At 67.7% G+C, this 18,975-nt stretch carries 22 protein-coding genes; 15 read left to right on the plus strand and 7 right to left on the minus strand.

The window, feature by feature from the left end; all coding sequences use genetic code 11:
* Positions 1 to 44: 44 nt before the first annotated feature.
* The 10 genes from atpB (at position 45) to D9V41_RS17715 (ending at position 7,653) form a co-directional block, all read left to right on the plus strand.
* Positions 45 to 839, plus strand: coding sequence for a F0F1 ATP synthase subunit A (gene atpB / locus D9V41_RS03360; RefSeq protein WP_243697140.1), 795 nt, complete (start codon positions 45 to 47; stop codon positions 837 to 839).
* 130 nt (positions 840 to 969) lie between these two features.
* A complete protein-coding gene (locus tag D9V41_RS03365; RefSeq protein ID WP_208001963.1) occupies positions 970 to 1,155 on the plus strand; it encodes a F0F1 ATP synthase subunit C in 186 nt (61 codons plus the stop codon).
* Positions 1,156 to 1,195: 40 nt separating this feature from the next.
* On the plus strand, positions 1,196 to 1,729 hold the full coding sequence (locus D9V41_RS03370) for a F0F1 ATP synthase subunit B (RefSeq protein ID WP_121793125.1): 534 nt from the start codon (positions 1,196 to 1,198) through the stop codon (positions 1,727 to 1,729).
* Positions 1,729 to 2,529, plus strand: a complete 801-nt coding sequence (locus tag D9V41_RS03375) for a F0F1 ATP synthase subunit delta (RefSeq protein WP_121793126.1) — start codon at positions 1,729 to 1,731, stop codon at positions 2,527 to 2,529. The genes D9V41_RS03370 and D9V41_RS03375 overlap by 1 nt, the downstream gene beginning before the upstream one ends.
* 33 nt (positions 2,530 to 2,562) lie before the next feature.
* On the plus strand, positions 2,563 to 4,203 hold the full coding sequence (gene atpA / locus D9V41_RS03380) for a F0F1 ATP synthase subunit alpha (RefSeq protein WP_121793127.1): 1,641 nt from the start codon (positions 2,563 to 2,565) through the stop codon (positions 4,201 to 4,203).
* Between the two features lie 2 nt (positions 4,204 to 4,205).
* Positions 4,206 to 5,144 carry a F0F1 ATP synthase subunit gamma gene (locus D9V41_RS03385; RefSeq protein WP_121793128.1) on the plus strand — a complete coding sequence of 313 codons (939 nt, stop codon included), beginning with the start codon at positions 4,206 to 4,208 and terminating at the stop codon, positions 5,142 to 5,144.
* A 5-nt stretch (positions 5,145 to 5,149) separates the two neighbouring features.
* The gene (atpD, locus tag D9V41_RS03390; protein ID WP_121793129.1) at positions 5,150 to 6,592 is read left to right on the plus strand and encodes a F0F1 ATP synthase subunit beta; all 1,443 of its coding nucleotides are present in this window, start codon (positions 5,150 to 5,152) and stop codon (positions 6,590 to 6,592) included.
* Complete coding sequence (locus tag D9V41_RS03395) at positions 6,592 to 6,969, plus strand: F0F1 ATP synthase subunit epsilon (RefSeq protein ID WP_121793130.1); 378 nt, start codon at positions 6,592 to 6,594, stop codon at positions 6,967 to 6,969. The genes atpD and D9V41_RS03395 overlap by 1 nt, the downstream gene beginning before the upstream one ends.
* Before the next feature lie 20 nt (positions 6,970 to 6,989).
* Positions 6,990 to 7,436, plus strand: a complete 447-nt coding sequence (locus tag D9V41_RS03400) for a DUF2550 domain-containing protein (RefSeq protein WP_121793131.1) — start codon at positions 6,990 to 6,992, stop codon at positions 7,434 to 7,436.
* A 55-nt stretch (positions 7,437 to 7,491) separates the two neighbouring features.
* A complete protein-coding gene (locus D9V41_RS17715) occupies positions 7,492 to 7,653 on the plus strand; it encodes a hypothetical protein (RefSeq protein ID WP_166375901.1) in 162 nt (53 codons plus the stop codon).
* Positions 7,654 to 7,710: 57 nt separating this feature from the next.
* On the opposite strand, the gene D9V41_RS03405 is transcribed toward D9V41_RS17715, so the two are convergent.
* From D9V41_RS03405 to D9V41_RS03415, 3 genes are all read right to left on the minus strand, one after another.
* Entirely contained in the window at positions 7,711 to 8,283 is a 573-nt protein-coding gene (locus D9V41_RS03405) for a cob(I)yrinic acid a,c-diamide adenosyltransferase (protein WP_121793132.1), read from the minus strand.
* A gap of 334 nt (positions 8,284 to 8,617) precedes the next feature.
* Entirely contained in the window at positions 8,618 to 10,261 is a 1,644-nt protein-coding gene (locus D9V41_RS03410) for an acyl-CoA dehydrogenase family protein (RefSeq protein ID WP_121793133.1), read from the minus strand.
* A complete protein-coding gene (locus D9V41_RS03415; protein WP_121793134.1) occupies positions 10,258 to 10,914 on the minus strand; it encodes a TetR/AcrR family transcriptional regulator in 657 nt (218 codons plus the stop codon). Before D9V41_RS03415 ends, D9V41_RS03410 begins: the two co-directional genes overlap by 4 nt.
* A gap of 150 nt (positions 10,915 to 11,064) precedes the next feature.
* Between D9V41_RS03415 and D9V41_RS03420 the strand changes: the two genes are divergently transcribed.
* Complete coding sequence (locus tag D9V41_RS03420; protein WP_243697141.1) at positions 11,065 to 13,041, plus strand: protein meaA; 1,977 nt, start codon at positions 11,065 to 11,067, stop codon at positions 13,039 to 13,041.
* Between the two features lie 91 nt (positions 13,042 to 13,132).
* On the opposite strand, the gene D9V41_RS17720 is transcribed toward D9V41_RS03420, so the two are convergent.
* Positions 13,133 to 13,294: a hypothetical protein gene (locus D9V41_RS17720; protein WP_166375902.1), complete on the minus strand. Its 162-nt coding sequence runs from the start codon at positions 13,292 to 13,294 to the stop codon at positions 13,133 to 13,135.
* A 60-nt stretch (positions 13,295 to 13,354) separates the two neighbouring features.
* Between D9V41_RS17720 and D9V41_RS03425 the strand changes: the two genes are divergently transcribed.
* The gene (locus D9V41_RS03425; protein WP_121793136.1) at positions 13,355 to 13,879 is read left to right on the plus strand and encodes a ferritin; all 525 of its coding nucleotides are present in this window, start codon (positions 13,355 to 13,357) and stop codon (positions 13,877 to 13,879) included.
* Between the two features lie 79 nt (positions 13,880 to 13,958).
* Here D9V41_RS03425 and nucS read toward each other — a convergent pair whose 3' ends face one another.
* A complete protein-coding gene (nucS, locus tag D9V41_RS03430; RefSeq protein ID WP_121793137.1) occupies positions 13,959 to 14,636 on the minus strand; it encodes an endonuclease NucS in 678 nt (225 codons plus the stop codon).
* Between the two features lie 95 nt (positions 14,637 to 14,731).
* Here nucS and D9V41_RS03435 point away from each other — a divergent pair, with 95 nt between their 5' ends.
* From D9V41_RS03435 to D9V41_RS03445, 3 genes are read left to right on the plus strand one after another with little or no spacing between them, the layout of a single operon-like run.
* Positions 14,732 to 15,922 carry a 3-hydroxyacyl-CoA dehydrogenase family protein gene (locus D9V41_RS03435; RefSeq protein WP_121793138.1) on the plus strand — a complete coding sequence of 397 codons (1,191 nt, stop codon included), beginning with the start codon at positions 14,732 to 14,734 and terminating at the stop codon, positions 15,920 to 15,922.
* A gap of 36 nt (positions 15,923 to 15,958) precedes the next feature.
* A complete protein-coding gene (locus tag D9V41_RS18445; protein WP_121793139.1) occupies positions 15,959 to 16,246 on the plus strand; it encodes a hypothetical protein in 288 nt (95 codons plus the stop codon).
* 1 nt (position 16,247) lies between these two features.
* Positions 16,248 to 17,030 carry an alpha/beta hydrolase gene (locus tag D9V41_RS03445; RefSeq protein ID WP_121793140.1) on the plus strand — a complete coding sequence of 261 codons (783 nt, stop codon included), beginning with the start codon at positions 16,248 to 16,250 and terminating at the stop codon, positions 17,028 to 17,030.
* 58 nt (positions 17,031 to 17,088) lie between these two features.
* Here the strand turns inward: D9V41_RS03445 and ccrA are convergent, their stop codons facing one another.
* Together ccrA and mce are read right to left on the minus strand one after the other, a co-directional pair.
* Positions 17,089 to 18,426 carry a crotonyl-CoA carboxylase/reductase gene (ccrA, locus tag D9V41_RS03450; RefSeq protein ID WP_121793141.1) on the minus strand — a complete coding sequence of 446 codons (1,338 nt, stop codon included), beginning with the start codon at positions 18,424 to 18,426 and terminating at the stop codon, positions 17,089 to 17,091.
* 97 nt (positions 18,427 to 18,523) lie between these two features.
* Positions 18,524 to 18,973 carry a methylmalonyl-CoA epimerase gene (gene mce / locus D9V41_RS03455; RefSeq protein ID WP_121793142.1) on the minus strand — a complete coding sequence of 150 codons (450 nt, stop codon included), beginning with the start codon at positions 18,971 to 18,973 and terminating at the stop codon, positions 18,524 to 18,526.
* Positions 18,974 to 18,975: the final 2 nt, after the last annotated feature.

The following is an 18,975-nucleotide window of genomic DNA, read 5'->3' on the forward strand; positions in this document are numbered from 1 at the left end:
CCAGGCGGTTCGCCACGCAACCGCGCCACAGAAGGATTGACGACTTGACGATCGCGACCGTGATCAGCGCCGCTTCCGGCGGTGAAGGGTTCGCCCCGCCCGGGCCCGCCGATTTCCACTTGCCGCCGTTGTTCGGCGAGGTCACCAAGCCGATGCTCCTCGTCGTGCTCGCCGCGGTCCTCGTTTTCGCTTTCACGTATCTTGCTGCACGCCCGGCCGCCGTTGTGCCCGGGCGTTTGCAGTTCGCGGGCGAGTACGTCTACGGCTTCGTGCGCAATGGCATCGCCCGCGAGAGCATCGGGTCTGAGCACTTCATGAAGTTCGTGCCGTATCTGTTCGCGCTGTTCCTGTTCGTCGCGGTGAACAACTACTTCGGGCTCGTCCCGTTCATCCAGTACCCGCCGATGTCGCACTTCGGTTTCCCGCTGGGCCTCGCGCTGCTGACCTGGATCCTCTACATCGGCGTGGGCATCGGGAAGCACGGTTTCCTGGGCTACCTCAAGCACATCACGATCCCCAGCGGCGTCAAGGGCCCCGTGCTCGCGATCATCATCCCGCTCGAGTTCCTCTCCAACATCCTGGTGCGGCCGGCCACGCTGTCGCTGCGTCTGTTCGCCAACATGTTCGCCGGACACCTCCTGCTCATGCTGTTCGCGTTCGGCGGCGAGTACCTGCTCTTCGAGTCCACGAGCCTCATCAACGGCATCGCCGGTGTGCTGTCGTTCGTGATGTTCGGCGCCGTCACGGTGCTCGAGCTGCTGATCATGTTCTTGCAGGCCTACGTGTTCACGCTGCTGACCGCCACCTACCTCGGGGAATCGCTCGCCGACGAGCACTGAGCGACGAGACTTCGCTCCGGCCACGGAGCGGCACAACTGAATACGTCCCACCATTCCCGGACCGCTCGGGTCCAGAACAGACGCTTGGAGCGTCACGACGAAAGGAAAAGCCGTGGAAGGCTCCCTCAACATGCTCGGCTACGGTCTTGCGACCATCGGTCCGGCCGTCGCCGTGGGTCTGATCTTCGCCGCGTACATCAACGGCGTCGCCCGTCAGCCCGAGGCGCAGTCCCGCCTGCAGCCGATCGCCATTCTGGGCTTCGCTCTCGCCGAGGCCCTCGCCATCATCGGTATCGCCCTCGCGTTCGTGATCTGATCGCCGGCGACCTACTGGCGTACTAACACCAAGGAGCAGCATGTCCGAATCGCTCATGGCGGCCGCCGGCGAGCCGAATCCGCTCGTCCCGCACACCGTCGAGATCGTTCTGGGCGCGGTCGTCTTCCTCCTGCTCGTCGCCGCGATCGCCAAGTTCGTGGTCCCGCGCTTCGAGAAGGCGTACGCCGAGCGGACCGCCGCGATCGAGGGGGGCATCGCCGAGGCCGAGCAGGCACAGACCGAGGCCAAGGCCGCACTCGAGCAGTACACGGCGCAGCTCGCGGATGCCCGCCACGAGGCGGCAGCCATCCGCGAGGAGGCCAAGGAGCAGGGCGCACAGATCATCGCCGAGATGCGTGCTCAGGCTCAGGCCGAGGCCGATCGCATCACGTCGAGTGCGCACGCGCAGATCGAGGCCGAGCGGGCTCAGGTGGTGGCCCAGCTCAAGAGCGAGGTCGGCGCCCTGGCCACCGAGCTGGCGGGCCGCATCGTGGGAGAGTCCCTCGCCGATGACGACCGCCAGAAGCGCACCGTGGCCCGGTTCATCGACGAGCTCGAGGGGTCAGCCAACTGATGCGCGGAACGTCAGCGACGTCACTGGACGCCGTCCTGGCCGCGGTCGACGCGGCCCAGGGCGACGCCGGTGAACTCGGCGCCCAGCTCTTCACCGTGGTCGACGCGATCGATCAAGCCCCGGCCCTGCGCCGGGTCTTGACAGACCCGTCGACGGCGACCGAGGCGAAGCAGGCCCTCGTCCGGTCGATTTTCGGCGGCAAGGTCACGTCCGACACCGAGAAGGTGCTCGACGCAGCGGTCGCCGGCCGGTGGGCCGCGGGCCGCGACCTCACCGACGGCTTGGAACAGGCCGGTATCGTGGCCTATGTGCGAGCGGCTGAAAAGGCTGGAATCGCGCAGCGTTTCGAGAACGAACTGTTCGAGGCCCGCCAGGTCGTCATCGACGACATGGGGCTGCGTCGCGCGGTGAGCGACAAGGCGGCACCCGCCCCGCTGAAGAAGCAGCTCCTTGCGGAGGTCTTCGGCGGCAAGGTGACCGGTGAGGCTCTCGCCGTCCTCCAGCAGGCATCCGTGGGTCGCACCGGTTCGTTCGAGAAGGTGCTCGGTCGCTTCGATGAGCTCGTCGCTCAGCGTCGGGGCCGCACGATCGCCACGGTGCGCGTCGCGTACGAGCTCGACGAGACCGAGCGTGACCGGCTCGCTGCGGCGCTGCAGCGCAAGTACGGCAACGACGTCCAGCTCAACGTGATCGTCGATCCCGCTGTCGTGGGCGGCATCGCCGTCACCGTGGGCGACGAGGTCGTCGACGCCACGATGTCCACCCGCCTCGAGACCGCCCGCCGGGCGCTCGCTGGCTAACCCCGATCTCTACCTCAAGAAGGCAGGCACAAAATGACGGAACTCTCGATCCGTCCGGACGAGATCCGCGACGCGTTGCAGAAGTTCGTGTCGGACTACTCGCCGACCGCGGACAAGGCCGAAGAAGTCGGCATCGTCGCGGAAGCCGGTGACGGCATCGCCCGCGTCGAGGGTCTTCCCTCGGTGATGGCCAACGAGCTGCTCGAGTTCGAGGACGGCACCCTCGGCCTCGCCCAGAACCTCGACGTGCGCGAGATCGGTGTCGTCATCCTGGGTGACTACGCCGGCATCGAGGAGGGCCAGCAGGTCCGCCGCACGGGCGAGGTCCTCTCCGTTCCTGTGGGCGAGGGCTACCTCGGCCGCGTCGTCGACCCGCTGGGCAACCCGATCGACGGCCTCGGCGAGATCGAGACCGAAGGTCGTCGCGCCCTCGAGCTTCAGGCACCCTCCGTCGTCCAGCGCAAGAGCGTGCACGAGCCGCTGCTCACCGGCATCAAGGCGATCGACTCGCTGACGCCGATCGGCCGTGGTCAGCGTCAGCTGATCATCGGCGACCGTCAGACCGGCAAGACCGCCATCGCGATCGACACGATCATCAACCAGAAGGAGTTCTGGGACAGCGGCGATCCGAGCAAGCAGGTCCGCTGCATCTACGTCGGCATCGGCCAGAAGGGTTCCACCATCGCCTCCGTGCGCGGTGCCCTCGAGGACGCCGGCGCCCTGGAGTACACGACGATCGTCGCGGCTCCCGCGTCGGACTCGGCCGGCTTCAAGTACCTCGCCCCGTACACCGGCTCGGCCATCGGCCAGCACTGGATGTACCAGGGCAAGCACGTCCTGATCGTGTTCGACGATCTCTCCAAGCAGGCCGAGGCCTACCGCGCCGTGTCGCTGCTGCTGCGCCGCCCGCCGGGCCGTGAAGCCTACCCCGGTGACGTGTTCTACCTGCACAGCCGCCTGCTGGAGCGTTGCGCGAAGCTGAGCGACGAGCTCGGCGCGGGCTCGATGACGGGTCTGCCGATCATCGAGACCAAGGCCAACGACGTGTCGGCGTACATCCCGACCAACGTCATCTCGATCACCGACGGCCAGATCTTCTTGCAGTCGGACCTGTTCAACGCCAACCAGCGCCCCGCTGTCGACGTCGGTATCTCGGTGTCGCGCGTCGGTGGTGCGGCGATGACCAAGTCGATGAAGGCCGTCACCGGCTCGCTCAAGGTGGAGCTCGCCCAGTACCGGGCGATGGAGGCCTTCGCGATGTTCGCGTCCGACCTCGACGCCGCCTCGAAGGCGCAGCTGGCGCGCGGTCAGCGCCTCATGGAGCTGTTCAAGCAGGACCAGTACCAGCCGTTCCCGGTGGAGCAGCAGGTCGTGTCCATCTGGGCGGCCACCACGGGTAAGCTCGACCCGGTGCCCGTCACCGACGTGCACCGCTTCGAGACCGAGTTCCTCGATTACGTCAAGCGTTCGCACGCCGGCGTCCTGGACGCGATCCGCGAGAGCGGCAAGTTCGAGGACGACAGCGAGCAGGCTCTCGAAGCCGCGTACGACTCGTTCCTCGACCAGTTCGAGACCAGTGAAGGTCACTCGATCAAGGCCGGGCGCGAGGAGTTCGAGGCACTCGGCGACGAGGACGTCGAGCAGGAGCAGATCGTCAAGCAGAAGCGAGGCTGAGCATGGCCGTTTCGCTCCGCGAATACCGCGCGAAGATCAAGTCGACCCAGTCGATGAAGAAGATCACGCGCGCCATGGAGCTGATCGCCGCCTCACGCATCATCAAGGCACAGCAGCAGGCGGCGGCGGCGGCGCCCTACGCCCGTGAGCTGACTCGCGCGGTCTCGGCGGTGGCCACGTTCTCCGACGTCGACCACCCCCTGACCACCGAGAAGGAGAACCCGACCCGGGCCGCGGTGCTGATCATCTCCAGCGACCGCGGTCTGGCGGGTGCCTACTCGGCCAGCGTGCTCAAGGAGGCCGAGCGCCTCGGAGAGAAGCTGCGCGGGGAAGGCAAGTCGGTCGACTACTACCTCGCTGGACGCAAGGCCGAAACGTACTTCAAGTTCCGGCAGCGTGACTTCATCGAGTCGTGGACCGGGTTCTCCGACAAGCCCACGTACGACGATGCCCGGACGATGGGCAACACGCTCGTCGCGGCGTTCCAAACCGAGGAGTCGGACGATGTCGACGAGGCGTCGGTGGACCCGCGGCTGGCCGTCGACGAGTTGCACATCGTGTTCACGCGCTTCCGGTCGATGCTGACCCAGGAGCCGTCCACGATCCGTCTCCTCCCGCTGGAGGTCGTCGAAGGCACCGAGCCGCCGGCCGAAGGTGATCTGCTTCCGCTGTACGAGTTCGAACCGAGCACCAACGAGGTACTGGACGCACTGCTGCCCAAGTACGTCCACAGCCGGATCTACTACTGCCTCTTGCAGGCGGCGGCCTCGGAGCTGGCAGCGCGCCAGAAGGCCATGAAGTCCGCGACGGACAACGCCGAGGACCTCATCCAGAAGTACACCCGCATTGCCAACCAGGCCCGCCAGGCTGGCATTACCCAGGAGATCAGCGAGATCGTGGGTGGCGCGAACGCGCTCGCCGACGCCGCTGGGAGTGAGTGAGAGACATGACTGCCACCGTCGAAGAGAAGAAGACCGCCACGGGCCGCGTCGCCCGGGTGATCGGCCCGGTGCTCGACATCGAGTTCCCGTCCGACGCCATGCCCGACATCTACAACGCGCTCAAGGTCGACACCGAGGTCGCGGGTGTGCGGGAGACCCTCACGCTCGAGGTCGCGTTGCACATCGGCGACGGCATGGTCCGCGCCATCAGCCTCCGTCCCACCGACGGCGTCGTGCGCGGCAGCACCGTCATCAACACCGGAGAGCCGATCACGGTTCCGGTCGGCAACGAGACCCTCGGCAAGGTGTTCAACACCACCGGCGATGTGCTGAACCTCGAAGAAGGCCAGACCTTCGAGGCCACCGAGCGCTGGGGCATCCACCGCAAGTCGCCCGCGTTCGACCAGCTCGAGTCGAAGACGCAGATGTTCCAGACGGGCATCAAGGTCATCGACCTGCTGACGCCTTACGTGCAGGGCGGCAAGATCGGCCTGTTCGGTGGAGCCGGCGTCGGCAAGACCGTGCTGATCCAGGAGATGATCGCCCGTGTCGCGCGCGACCACGGCGGCGTGTCGGTGTTCGCCGGCGTCGGCGAGCGCACGCGTGAGGGCAACGACCTCATCGCCGAGATGGAAGAGGCCGGCGTCCTCGGACAGACCGCCCTGGTGTTCGGCCAGATGGACGAGCCGCCGGGAGCGCGTCTGCGCGTCGCGTTGTCCGCGCTGACGATGGCGGAGTACTTCCGCGACGTGCAGAAGCAGGACGTGCTGCTGTTCATCGACAACATCTTCCGGTTCACGCAGGCCGGCTCGGAGGTCTCCACGCTGCTGGGCCGCATGCCCTCCGCCGTGGGCTACCAGCCGACCCTCGCCGACGAGATGGGCGTGCTGCAGGAGCGCATCACCTCGACGCGCGGTCACTCGATCACCTCGATGCAGGCGATCTACGTGCCCGCCGACGACTACACGGACCCGGCTCCGGCGACGACGTTCGCCCACTTGGACGCGACGACCGAGCTCAACCGTGAGATCGCCTCGATGGGCATCTACCCGGCCGTCGACCCCCTGACGTCGACGTCGCGCATCCTGGACCCGCGCTACATCACGCAGGAGCACTACACCACCGCGACGCGCGTGAAGTCGATCCTGCAGCGCAACAAGGAGCTCCAGGACATCATCGCGATCCTCGGTGTCGACGAACTGAGCGAGGAGGACAAGACGATCGTCTCGCGCGCTCGTCGCATCCAGCGCTTCCTCAGCCAGAACACCTACGTCGCCAAGCAGTTCACCGGCATCGAGGGCTCGACCGTCCCGCTCGACGAGACGATCGACGCCTTCACCAAGATCTGCGACGGCGAGTACGACCATGTGGCCGAGCAGGCCTTCTTCATGTGCGGCGGTCTGGACGACGTCGACAAGAAGTGGGCCGAGATTCAGAAGAACTCCTGATGGCGGGGCCCTTGCAGATCGAGCTGGTCGCGGCCGACCGCGTGGTCTGGTCCGGCGAGGCTTCGGAGATCATCGCGCGGACGTCCGAGGGCGACCTCGGTGTGCTCGCCGGCCACGCCCCGCTGCTCTCGCTGTTGGTCCCGGGCGTCGTGATGATCAAGCCACTCGAGGGACCGATCGTGCAGGCGGCGGTCGGGGACGGGTTCCTCTCGGTCGCCGACGATCACGTCTCGATCCTCAGCGAGGACACCTGGCTGCTCGAGGAGATCGATGAGACCGAGGTGCGCCGCGAGCTTGCCGAGGCCGAGGCGGCCAACGACGACGACGCACGTCATCGCGCCGAGGTCAAGCTGCGCCTGCTCGGTAAGGCAGCCTGAGTTGGGCGAGGGAGTGAATCATGCCGCTGTGGCTGTGGCTGGTTGACTCCCTCGCCGTCCTCGTCGTCCTGGGCATCGTGCTGCTCGTCACCCTCGGGGTGCGCCGTCGGTGGCTCACTCGGCGAGGCGGTGCGTTCGAGATGAGCGTCAACCGTAACGAAGAGGCCTCGGCGCGAGGGTGGTTGCTTGGAATCGCCGTCTACGGCGCGGGCCACGTGTGCTGGTACCGTACCTTTTCCCTGTCGCTGCGGCCGAAGTACCGGTTCCCGCGCGGCGACGTCCACATCGAAGGACGTCGAGAGCCGCAGGGGGCCGAGGGGTACGCGATCCATGACGGACACGTCGTGGTGCGGACCGAGAATCCCACTCCCGTCCGCCAGCTGGCGCTCAGCCCGTCGTCGCTCACCGGATTGCTGGCATGGCTCGAATCGTCGCCTCCGGGCCGCGGCGTCAACAAGGTCGTCTAGTCACCATGGCCGAAAAGGCGTGCGCGGACTAGTTCTTCTGTGTCAGGATGATCTTGTGAAGAAGATGATCGCCTCCACGTTCGTGGCCGCCGCGGTTGTGTTGAGCATCCCGGCCCCCTCGAACGCTGCCACAGTGGACACCGCCAAGAGTGCCGTCGTCAAGCCGGCCAAGCCGGCGATCGACTGGTACACGCCGACTCGTATCGACTGGTACTGAGAGACGCACCACGAAGGGGCCGTCCAGCGGGCGGTCCCTTCGTGGTGTCCGCACCCCTCAGCGTTCGCCCCCGGGCACCCACAGCACGTCGCCGTGCTCGCGGTTGGCGTAGCGCGCGAGGATGAAGAGCAGGTCGCTGAGTCGATTGAGGTATTTCGCGGTGAGCACGTTCATGCTGTCGCCGTGCTCATCCAGAGCGGCCCACGCCGAGCGCTCGGCACGTCGGGCGACCGTCCGCGCGACGTGGAGCTCGGCCGCAGCCCGGGTTCCGCCCGGAAGGATGAACGACCGCAGCTTGGGCGTGGCCTCGTTGTAGCTGTCGCACCACTGCTCGAGCCGTTCGACGTAGTCGGGCTCGACGCGCAGCGGCGGGTACTCGGGGTCGTCGACCACGGGAGCGCCGAGATCAGCGCCGACGTCGAACAGGTCGTTCTGGATGTGCGTGAGCACCGCGACGACGTCCTCGTCGAGCTCTCCGAGCGACAAGGCGACACCGATATGGCAGTTCGTCTCGTCGACGTCCGCGTAAGCGGCGAGCCTGGAATCGTTCTTCGAGGTACGGCTCATGTCGACGAGCGCCGTCGTGCCGTCGTCGCCAGTGCGCGTGTAGATGCGCGTCAGATTCACCATGTCCCGAGTCTAGGCTCGATCGGCCCCGCCGGTCCCCGGTCCCATCGCTCGAAGGGACAAGCCGGCAGGCGAGGCGCGACGAGGGCCGTATCGAGACCATGCCAGCTACCACTCGGTGGTCGAGTAGGAAGGTCGCTCAGCGACCGACCGTATCGAGCCCATGCGGCGTCACGGGGCCCTCGCCCAGCTAGCACTTGGTGGTCGAGTAGGAAGGTCGCTCAGCGACCGACCGTATCGAGACCACGTGTCGTCACCTGGGCGTGCTCCGTGGCGCCTACGCCCATTGCCGCGGCTCCATTGCCGCACGTTCCTCGCAGGCGGCGCGACCGGTCGGTCAGCGTTCGATGCCGGAGCGGGCGACGAGCGCGGCGGCGTCCACTCCCGTCGGAAGCGCTCCGTACTCCGTCCCTCGATCCTCGCCCAGTCGTGCCGCGACGAATGCGTCGGCGACGACCGCCGGCGCCTCGCGGATGAGGATCGACGCCTGCAGCGCGAGCGCCATGGACTCGATGACCCGCCGTGCGATCCGAGGAGCGGCCTGCGGGTCGGCGGCTGCCTCGCTGAGGAGCGCATGCAGCTGCTTGAGGTGCGCGTCGAAGGTCGTCGAGTGCCCGGCCGCGTGGCCGACCTCGCGCACGAACGCGTCCACCGCCTGCGGCTCGCGCGCCATGGCGCGCAGCACGTCGAGGGCGATGACGTTGCCCGAGCCCTCCCACACCGCCATGACCGGCTGTTCGCGGTAGCGGCGGGCGAGGGGGAAGTCCTCGGTGTAGCCGTTGCCGCCGAGGCACTCGAGCGCCTCATAGGCGTGGTGCGGTCCGCGCTTGCACACCCAGTACTTCGCGACGGCCGTCGCGAGCCGCGCGAACGCGGACGACTCGTCGTCGGTGTCGTCGAAGGCGGCGCTCGCCCGGATGGCCGTCCAGGTCGCGGCTTCGGCCTCGAGTTGCAGATCGGCGATGACCGCCGTCATCGCCGGCTGGTCGACGAGGGGCGCGCCGAAGGCCTCGCGGTGCGCGACGTGCCAGGACGCCTCCGCCACGGCCTGACGCATCCCGGCGGCGGAGCCGAGGATGCAGTCCAACCGCGTCTGGTTGACCATCTCGATGATGGTCCGCACGCCACGGCCCGGTTCTCCGACGAGCCAGCCGGTGGCGTCGAGCAGCTCGATCTCCGAGGACGCGTTGGACTTGTTGCCCAACTTGTTCTTCAGGCGCTGGATGAAGAACCCGTTGCGCTCTCCGCCGGGCAGGACGCGCGGGACGAGGAAGCACGACAGTCCCTCGGGGGTCTGGGCGAGCACCAGGAACGCGTCCGACTGCGGCGCCGAGCAGAACCACTTGTGACCGGTCAGACGCCAGGTCCCGTCGGGTGCGGGCACGGCACGGGTGGTATTGGCGCGGACGTCGGAGCCGCCTTGCTTCTCGGTCATCGCCATGCCGAAGACGGCGCTGGCTTTGGTCGCGGGGTCGCGCAGCTCGGGGTCGTAGGAGGTGGCGAGGACCTTCGGCAGCCAGAAGTCGGTCAGTTGCGGGTCGGCCAGCCGCAGCGACGGGACGACCGCATGGGTCATGCTGACGGGGCACGCGTGGCCGGGTTCGATCTGGGCGAACGCCATGAAGGTCGCGGCGCGGGCGACGTGGGCGCCCTCCCGCGATTCGGCCCAGCACGACGTGTGGGCCCCGTGCGCGATCGCGTCGCCGAAGATGCGATGGTACGCCGGATGGAAGCGCACGTCGTCGACGCGGTGTCCCCAGCGGTCGTGGCTGCTGAACTCGGGCGTGAAGACGTTCGCCAGTTCCGCGTCACGCTGGAAGTCTGCTCGCCCGACGAGGTCGCCGATGTCGGACAGCCGGTCGTGAGCCCAGCCCCCGCCGTAGCGGTGCACGGCCTCGACGAGCGCGGGGTTGCTGGTGAACTCGTTGATCCCGATGCGCGGGGGAGCCTGGTTGGTCACCTGGTGGGTCGCTGTGCTCATGGTGTCTCCTGACGGGTGGGTGCGGGGGAGGTGGACGGGGCGCTGAGGGCGCGGAAGCAGTAGACGACGATGTCGTCGACGATCACCGTGTCGTCGAGACCGTCGAGGCCGTCGTAGCCCACGGGGTTGAGCCGCCCGACGAGCGACTCGCTGATCGCACCGATCGTCGCCGCGCCGCTCAGTCCCACGTTCTGCTGCGCGAACGTGTTGTCAGCGATGCCGTCGCGGAGGATGCTCTCGGCGAGGTCGACGTAGGCGCGTCGGTAGGTCAGGCGTTCGGCCTCGACGAGGGGGGAGACGGGCTCGAACAACAGCGACCATGCGAGCTGGCGTCCCCGCAATGCCCGGCCGGCGAAGGTGCGGATGAACGCGTCGAGCCGCTCGCGTGGTGCGGGGCCGGCGGCCGCCGTTCCGGCCCGCACGGCGGCGAGCTCATGTGAGGCCGACTCGCGGAACACGGTCGCCAGGAGCTCGTCACGGTTGTCGAAGTACGTGTACACGAGGCCGACGCTCGTGCCGCAGGTCTCGGCGATCGCGGTGATCTTGGCTCCTGCGAACCCATGTCGGGCCACCAGATCGCGCGCGGCACGCAGCAGATTCGCGCGCCGCTCCTCGGCGCGACGGCGAGTGGCCTCGGTTTCCCGGTACGGCATGAAACGCCCCTCGAAGAAGTGAAACGTGGTTCAATCCTAGCGTCCGAGGTGCCGGTATGGCCAGCGCCACACGATCGGCTGCCGTTTCGCGTGGTCCGCATCACAGTACGGCGGGTGCCCCGTAGCGTTACCTAGCGGTAACGTGTGGCCATGCCAGACAAGCCTTGGGTGATGCGCACCTACGCCGGCCACAGCTCTGCGGCCGAGTCGAATGCGCTGTACCGTCGCAACCTCGCCAAGGGCCAGACCGGACTCTCGGTCGCCTTCGACCTGCCGACGCAGACCGGATACGACCCCGACCACGAGCTGAGCCGCGGTGAAGTCGGCAAGGTCGGTGTTCCGATCCCGCATCTGGGTGCCATGCGCCGGCTGTTCCAGGACATCCCGCTGGGCGAGATGAACACGTCCATGACCATCAACGCCACCGCGATGTGGCTGCTCGCGATGTATCAGGTCGCCGCCGAGGAGCAGGGGGTCGACGCGGCCGCCCTCGCCGGCACGACGCAGAACGACATCATCAAGGAGTACCTCTCGCGCGGAACCTACGTGTTCCCGCCGGAGGCCTCGATGCGGTTGACCACCGACATGATCGCCTACACGGTCAACCACATTCCGAAGTGGAACCCGCTCAACATCTCGAGCTACCACCTCCAGGAGGCCGGGGCCTCGCCGGTGCAGGAGCTCGCCTTCTCGCTGTCGACGGCGATCGCCGTGCTCGATGCGGTCAAGGACTCCGGGCAGGTGCCGGACGACAAGTTCGAGAAGGTCGTCGGCCGCATCTCGTTCTTCGTCAACTCCGGCGTGCGGTTCATCGAGGAGATGTGCAAGATGCGCGCCTTCGGTGAGCTGTGGGACGAGATCACCCGCGAGCGCTACGGGGTGCAGGACCCGAAGATGCGCCGCTTCCGGTACGGCGTGCAGGTCAACTCGCTCGGCCTGACCGAGGCCCAGCCCGAGAACAACGTGCAGCGCATCGTGCTGGAGATGCTGGGGGTGACGCTCAGCAAGAACGCTCGTGCGCGTGCCGTGCAGCTGCCGGCCTGGAACGAAGCGCTCGGCCTGCCGCGGCCGTGGGACCAGCAATGGTCGCTGCGCCTGCAGCAGGTCCTCGCCTTCGAGTCCGATCTGCTCGAGTACGACGACATCTTCGACGGGTCGCATGTCATCGAGGCCAAGGTCGCCGAGCTCGTGGAGGGCGCGAGGGCCGAGATCGACCGCGTTCAGGCGATGGGCGGTGCGGTCGCCGCCGTCGAGTCGGGCTACATGAAGCAGGCGCTCGTGTCCTCGCACGCCGAGCGCCGCGCCAAGATCGAAGCCGGCGACATCAAGGTCGTCGGGGTGAACTCCTACACCGAGACCGAGCCCTCGCCGCTGACCGCCGACCTGGACGCCGCCATCATGGTCGCCGACCCGCAGGCCGAGGCCAATGCGGTCGCGGACGTGCAGGCGTGGCGCGAACAACGCGACCAGGCGGCGGTCGACGAGGCACTCGCCACGGTGCAGGCCGTCGCCAAGACCGACGAGAACCTCATGGAGGCGACGCTGGCCGCCGTCCGCGCCGGCGCCACGGTCGGGGAGTGGGCCGGAGCCCTGCGCGAGGTCTTCGGCGAGTACCGGGCTCCCACGGGCGTCAGCGGTGTCGTCGGGGTCACCGAGGCCGGCGCGGAGCTCACCGCGGTTCGCGAGCGGGTCAGGACGACGGGGGAGGAGCTCGGCGGTCGCCGGCTCCGGTTCCTCGTCGGCAAGCCCGGACTCGACGGTCACTCCAACGGAGCCGAGCAGGTGGCCGTGCGCGCCCGCGACGCCGGGTTCGAGGTCATCTACCAAGGCATCCGACTCACACCGAGTCAGATCGTCTCCGCGGCCGTCGCCGAGGACGTCGATGTCGTCGGTCTGTCCATCCTGTCGGGCTCACACATGGAACTCGTGCCCGAGATTCAACGCGGGCTGGTGGAGGCGGGGTTGGACAACGTGCCGGTCATCGTCGGCGGCATCATCCCCGAATCGGACGCGCGACGCCTCGAAGCGTCCGGAATCGCCGCGGTCTTCACCCCCAAGGACTTCGGCATGACCGAGATCATGGGCCGGGTGATCGAGGAGATCCGCAAGGCCAACGGCTTAAGCTGATCGCGACGAAGGCCAGGCACACCGATCTTGGGTGTGCCTGGCCTTCGTAGCGCGACAGCGCCCGCTCGCCTAGGCTCGAGGTGCCACGCGATCAGGCGGCCTTGCTGACGGGGTCCTTCTTCTTCTTGACCTTCACGAGCTTGCGCTTCTTGACCGTGTAGCCGTCGGGGAGTGTGCCGTCCTTGAGCATGCGGATGGGGCAGCGCTTGCAGCGCGGCTTGCTCTCGCAGCACTTCTTCTTCGGCTTGGGCACATGGCGAGATTACCACCGGAAGTGAGGCTGCCCTCACTTCGCGAGACAGGAGAACACCACATGGCCGCTCCGGCATTCGTCGAGAAGCTGCAAGAGCAGATCGGGCACGAGTTCGCCGCCCACCAGCAGTACGTCGCGATCGCCACGTACTACGACGCGCTGACGATGCCGCAGATGGCAGCGCTGTTCTACGCGCAGGCGATCGAGGAACGCGACCACGCGATGATGATGGTGCAGTACCTGCTGGACGCCGACGAGCAGGTCGTCATCCCCGCGCTCGAAGCGCCGATCATGGGCTTCGCCGACGTCGTCGCGCCCGTGCAGCTCGCGCTGGATCAGGAGAAGCGCGTCACCGCGCAGATCAACGAGCTCACCCGCATCGCCCGCGAGTCGTCGGACTTCGCGTCCGACCAATTCATGCAGTGGTTCATCAAGGAGCAGGTCGAGGAGGTCGCCAAGATGAGCGATCTGCTGGCCGTCGTGACGCGCTCGAAGGACGACCTCGAGCGGATCGAGGACTGGGTCGCCCGCGAGGAGACCGGCGAGGAGTCCGACCCGACCGCCCCACCCATCGCCGGCGCCTGAGTACCCGTTGAGTGTGACGTTTCGCAGGTGAAACGCCCGCTTTTGCTGCCATAACGTCACACTCAGCGGGTGCGTGGCCTCAGAACAGGCGCAGGCTCGGGTCGTCGATGCCGCGGAGTTCGTCGTAGTCGACGACGACACAGGTGATGCCCCGGTCCTCGGCCAGCACGCGGGCCTGCGGCTTGATCTCCTGCGCGGCGAAGATGCCGCGCACCGGCCGGAGCGCGGGATCGCGGTTCATGAGCTCGAGATAGCGCGTCAGCTGCTCGACGCCGTCGATCTCGCCTCGGCGCTTGATCTCGACGGCCACCGAGGCGCCGGCGGCGTCGCGGCACAGCAGGTCGACCGGGCCGATGGCCGTCATGAACTCGCGGCGGACGAGGCTCATGCCCTCGCCCAGCGCGGCGGTGTGTTCGGCGAGCAACTCCTGCAGGTGCTTCTCCACGCCGTCCTTCTGCAAACCCGGATCCACGCCGAGATCGTGTGAGGAGTCATGCAGCATCTCCTCGATCCGGATGCGCAGCGTGTCGTCGGACTTGGTCGCTGAGACCGTCCATTCGATGACACCGTCGTCGGCGACGCCCTCCTGGAGGCGGCACGGCGGGCTCATCCAGTTGAGCGGCTTGTAGGAGCCCCCGTCCGAATGCACGAGCACCGAGCCGTCCGCCTTGACCATGATGAGCCGAGTGGCGAGTGGCAGGTGGGCGGTGAGCCGACCGGCGTAGTCGACCTGGCAGCGGGCGATGACGACCCTCAACGCGAGTCTCCCCTTCGGGTAGGTGTGGCGTGGGCTACGCTTTGCTACTAGCCGGTAACCGGCTCGTGCAAGGACGTCCCGAAGGAGACTATGGCATGCAGGACATCGTGGACCGCATCGTGGCCGACGACCGCGACGGTCAGATCGCCCGGACGCTGCTCTACCCCTACCTCAACCACGCCGCAACGATGTTCGGCAGCGGCTACGCGACGGCCGCCGACATCGACGCGGGCATGAAGTTCGGTTGCGGCTATCCGGTGGGCCCGTTGACGCTGATCGACGCCCTCGGCGCCGGGACCGTGGTGAAGGGGCTGCGAGAGCTTCACCAGCGCACCGGCGACCCGCTGCACGAGCCGGCTCCGGTGCTGGTCGAGCACGCCGCGGGTGAGGGCTCCTTCTCCGAGGGTCCCGACGCCGCCGCGGAGGCACCTCAGGTGCGCCGGCCCGTCGCGAAGGTCGGCGTCGTCGGCACCGGCACCATGGCTTCGGGCATCGTCGAGGTGTTCGCCAAGTCCGGCTACGACGTCGTGTTCGTCGGCCGCGGTGAGCAGAAGGTGCAGGGTGTCCTGGACCGCATCGCCAAGAGCCTCGACAAGGCCGTCGCGCGCGGCAAGCTCGACGAGGACGGGAAGGCCGCGGTGCTCGCCCGACTCACCGGTGCCACCGAGCGCGAGGCGCTCGGCGACGTCGACCTCGTCGTCGAGGCGATCGCCGAGGACCTCGACATCAAACTCCAGCTCTTCACCGACCTCGACCGGATCTGCAAGCCGGGCGCCATCCTCGCCACGACGACGTCATCGCTCTCCATCGCCCAGTGCGCGGAGGTCACGAGCCGTCCCGCCGACGTCATCGGCATGCACTTCTTCAACCCGGCCCCCGTGATGAAGCTCGTCGAGGTCGTCACCACCGAGCAGACGGCCGACGACGTCGACGAGACCGTGCGTGCCCTGTGCATCGCGACCGGCAAGCACCCGGTGTCCTGCGGCGACCGGGCCGGTTTCATCGTCAACGCGCTGCTGTTCCCGTACCTCAATGACGCCGTCCGCCTGCACGAGGCCGAGGGCACGTCGCTGGAGGAGATCGACGATGCGATGAAGGCGACCGGGCTGCCGATGGGGCCGTTCGAACTGCTCGACGTCGTGGGCAACGACGTGTCGCTCGCGATCCAGCAGACCCTCGTGGGCGCCTTCGGCCACGACGGCTGGACCCCGGCTCCGACGCTGGAGAAGCTCGTGGCCGACGGCAAGCTCGGCCGTAAGACCAAGGAGGGCTTCCACCGCTACTGAGACTCGTCCGCGGGCCCGCGCCCGTAGGATGGAGCCATGTCTCGACGCAAAGCCGCTGCCGCTCGCGCGCAGCGGCTTTCGCGTCCCCAGGGCCGGGTGCGACCTCCCGAGGAGCTCGTGGAGAAACGCGACGGACGGTGGTGGGTGCGCTCGTTGACCGGATCGTCCTCGACCAAGCCCTACACCTGTCCGGGCTGCCTGCGGCCCATCCCGCCGGCCACGCCGCACGTCGTCGCGTGGCCGGAACTCAAGTCGTTGCTCAGTGACGACGCGATCAACGAACGCCGGCACTGGCACACCGCCTGCTGGCGACGAAAGGTGTGACGTGGCCGAGAAGATCCGCGGCAACTCCGTGCTGCCCGCCCGGCGCGAGCCGATCGAGTTGCACACCGCTGACGGGCTGACGCTCGTCGGCGAGCTGGCGCTGCCCGAGGACCGGCCGCCCGTCGCGACGATGGTCTGCCTCCACCCGTTGCCCACGCATGGCGGCATGATGGACAGCCACGTCTTCCGCAAAGCGTCGTACCGTCTCCCCGCGCTGGCCGGGATCGCGGTGCTTCGCTTCAACACCCGCGGCACCGAGAGCGTCCAGGGCAAGAGCGACGGCGAGTTCGATCGAGCGGTGGGGGAGAAGTGGGACGTCGCCGCGGCTCTCGAATACGCCGAGTTCCACGACTTGCCCAACATTTGGCTCGTCGGATGGTCGTTCGGTACCGATCTGACGTTGATGTACGGGCTCGACCCGGCCGTCCGCGGTGCCGTGCTGCTGTCGCCACCGCTGCGGTACAGCGAGCCCGAGCACCTGGCGGCGTGGGCGGAGTCGGGTAAGCCGCTCGCCGCCATCGTCCCCGAGCACGACGACTATCTGCAGCCGCCGGAGGCGCGTGAGCGGTTCGCTGCCGTGCCGCAGGCCGAGGTGGTCGCGGTCGAGGGTGGTAAGCACCTGTGGGTCGGTGACACCGAGCGCGTCCTCGACGAGATCGTGGCCCGGTTGGCCCCCGACGTGGCGGTACCGCTGCCCGAGACCTGGGACGGCCCGATCGAACAGGCCGACTCTTCAGCCTACGCCGACCGCACCACCGCGGTCTTCAAGGACGTCCCGCGCTGACGCCCTGAACGCGTCAGGGCCCGGTCCCTGACGGAACCGGGCCCTGCGGGTGACCGAATCAGACGCCGCGGAAGCGGTTGATCGCGTCGAGGTGCTTGGCGCGCTTCTCCTGATCGCGCACGCCCAGCCCTTCCTCGGGGGCGAGCGTCAGTACGCCGACCTTGCCCTGGTGCTTGTTGTGATGCACGTCGAGGGCTGCCTGACCCGTCTCGGCCAGCGGGTAGACCTTCGAGACGGTCGGGTGGATGAGGCCCTTGTCGATGAGGCGGTTGGCCTCGTAGGCCTCACGGTAGTTCGCGAAGTGCGAGCTCTTGATCTGCTTGAGGTTCATCCACAGGTAGCGGTTGTCGTACTCGTGCATGTAGCCCGAGGTCGACGCGCACGTGATGATCGTGCCGCCCTTGCGTGCGACGTACACCGAGGCGCCGAACGTCTCGCGGCCCGGGTGCTCGAAGACGATGTCCGGGTCCTCGCCGCCGGTGAGCTCGCGGATCTTCTTGCCGAACCGCTTCCACTCGCTCGGGTCCTGCGTGCGCTCGTCCTTCCAGAACTTGTAACCCTCGGCCGACCGGTCGATGACGAGCTCGGCGCCCATCGAGCGGACGATGTCGGCCTTCTCGGGGCTCGACACGACGCAGACCGGGATCGCGCCGCCGTTGAGGGCCATCTGGGTCGCGTACGAGCCGAGGCCGCCCGAGGCGCCCCAGACCAGTACGACGTCACCCTGCTTCATGTTGGCGCCGTTGCGGCTCACGAGCTGGCGGTACGCGGTCGAGTTGACCAGGCCCGGGCTCGCGGCCTCCTCCCACGACAGGTGCGCCGGCTTGGGCATGAGCTGGTTCGTCTTGACGATCGCCAGCTCGGCCAGTCCGCCGAAGTTCGTCTCGAAGCCCCAGATGCGCTGCTCGGGGTCCATCATCGTGTCGTCGTGGCCGTCGGGGCTCTCCAACTCGACCGACAGACAGTGCGCGACCACCTCGGCGCCCGGCTTCCACGCGTTCACGCCCGGGCCAGTGCGCAAGACCACGCCGGCGAGGTCGGAGCCCACGACGTGGTACGGCAGGTCGTGGCGCTTGGTGTACTCGGACAGCCGCCCGTACCGCTCCAGGAAGCGGAACGTCGAGACGGGCTCGAAGATCGAGGTCCACACGGTGTTGTAGTTGATGGCACTGGCCATCACGGCGACGAGAGCCTCTCCGGGTGCCAGCTCCGGCACGGGTACCTCGTCGAGGTGCAGGCTCTTGCGCGGGTCCTTCTCCTTGGTGGCGATGCCCTCGAACATCGTCTCGTCCTCTTTGTGGACCGTGATCGCACGATAGGACTCGGGAATGTCGATGGCGGCGAACTCCTCCGAGGAGGTGTCGCCGGCCATGATGGCGTCGAGAATGTTCTGCACGGGATGTCCTCCGGTGTCGGGGTGTTGCCGTGATGTTACCGACGGGAAACTTGGTCCGCCACGCTCCGGCGTGTGACGCAGGTCTCCTGTCGCTGGCTCAGTGGGCGTCGGCGGCCGGTTGGACCAGCTCGACGAGGACGCCGCCGGCGTCCTTGGGGTGCACGAAGTTGACGCGGCTGTCGGAGGTGCCGCGCTTGGGGGCGTCGTACAGCAGGCGTACGCCGCGATCGCGCAAGGTCGCCGAGACGGCGTCGATGTCGCTCACCCGATAGGCGAGTTGCTGGATGCCGGGACCGTTGCGATCGAGGAATTTCGCGATCGTGGAGCTGTCGTCGAGGGGGGCGAGCAGCTGGATGCACGAGCCGGAGTCGCCGACCGCGAGCATCGCCTCGCGCACGCCCTGCTCCTCGTTGACCTCCTCGTGGATCGACTGCAGGCCGAAGACGCGGGCGTAGAACTCGAGGGCGTCGTCGAGGTCGGGCACCGCGATGCCGACGTGATCGATGGCCACGAGCAGGTGGCCGGGGACGAGTTGTTCGCTGGACATGG

This window comes from Aeromicrobium phragmitis (assembly GCF_003674095.1).
Taxonomy (GTDB): domain Bacteria; phylum Actinomycetota; class Actinomycetes; order Propionibacteriales; family Nocardioidaceae; genus Aeromicrobium; species Aeromicrobium phragmitis.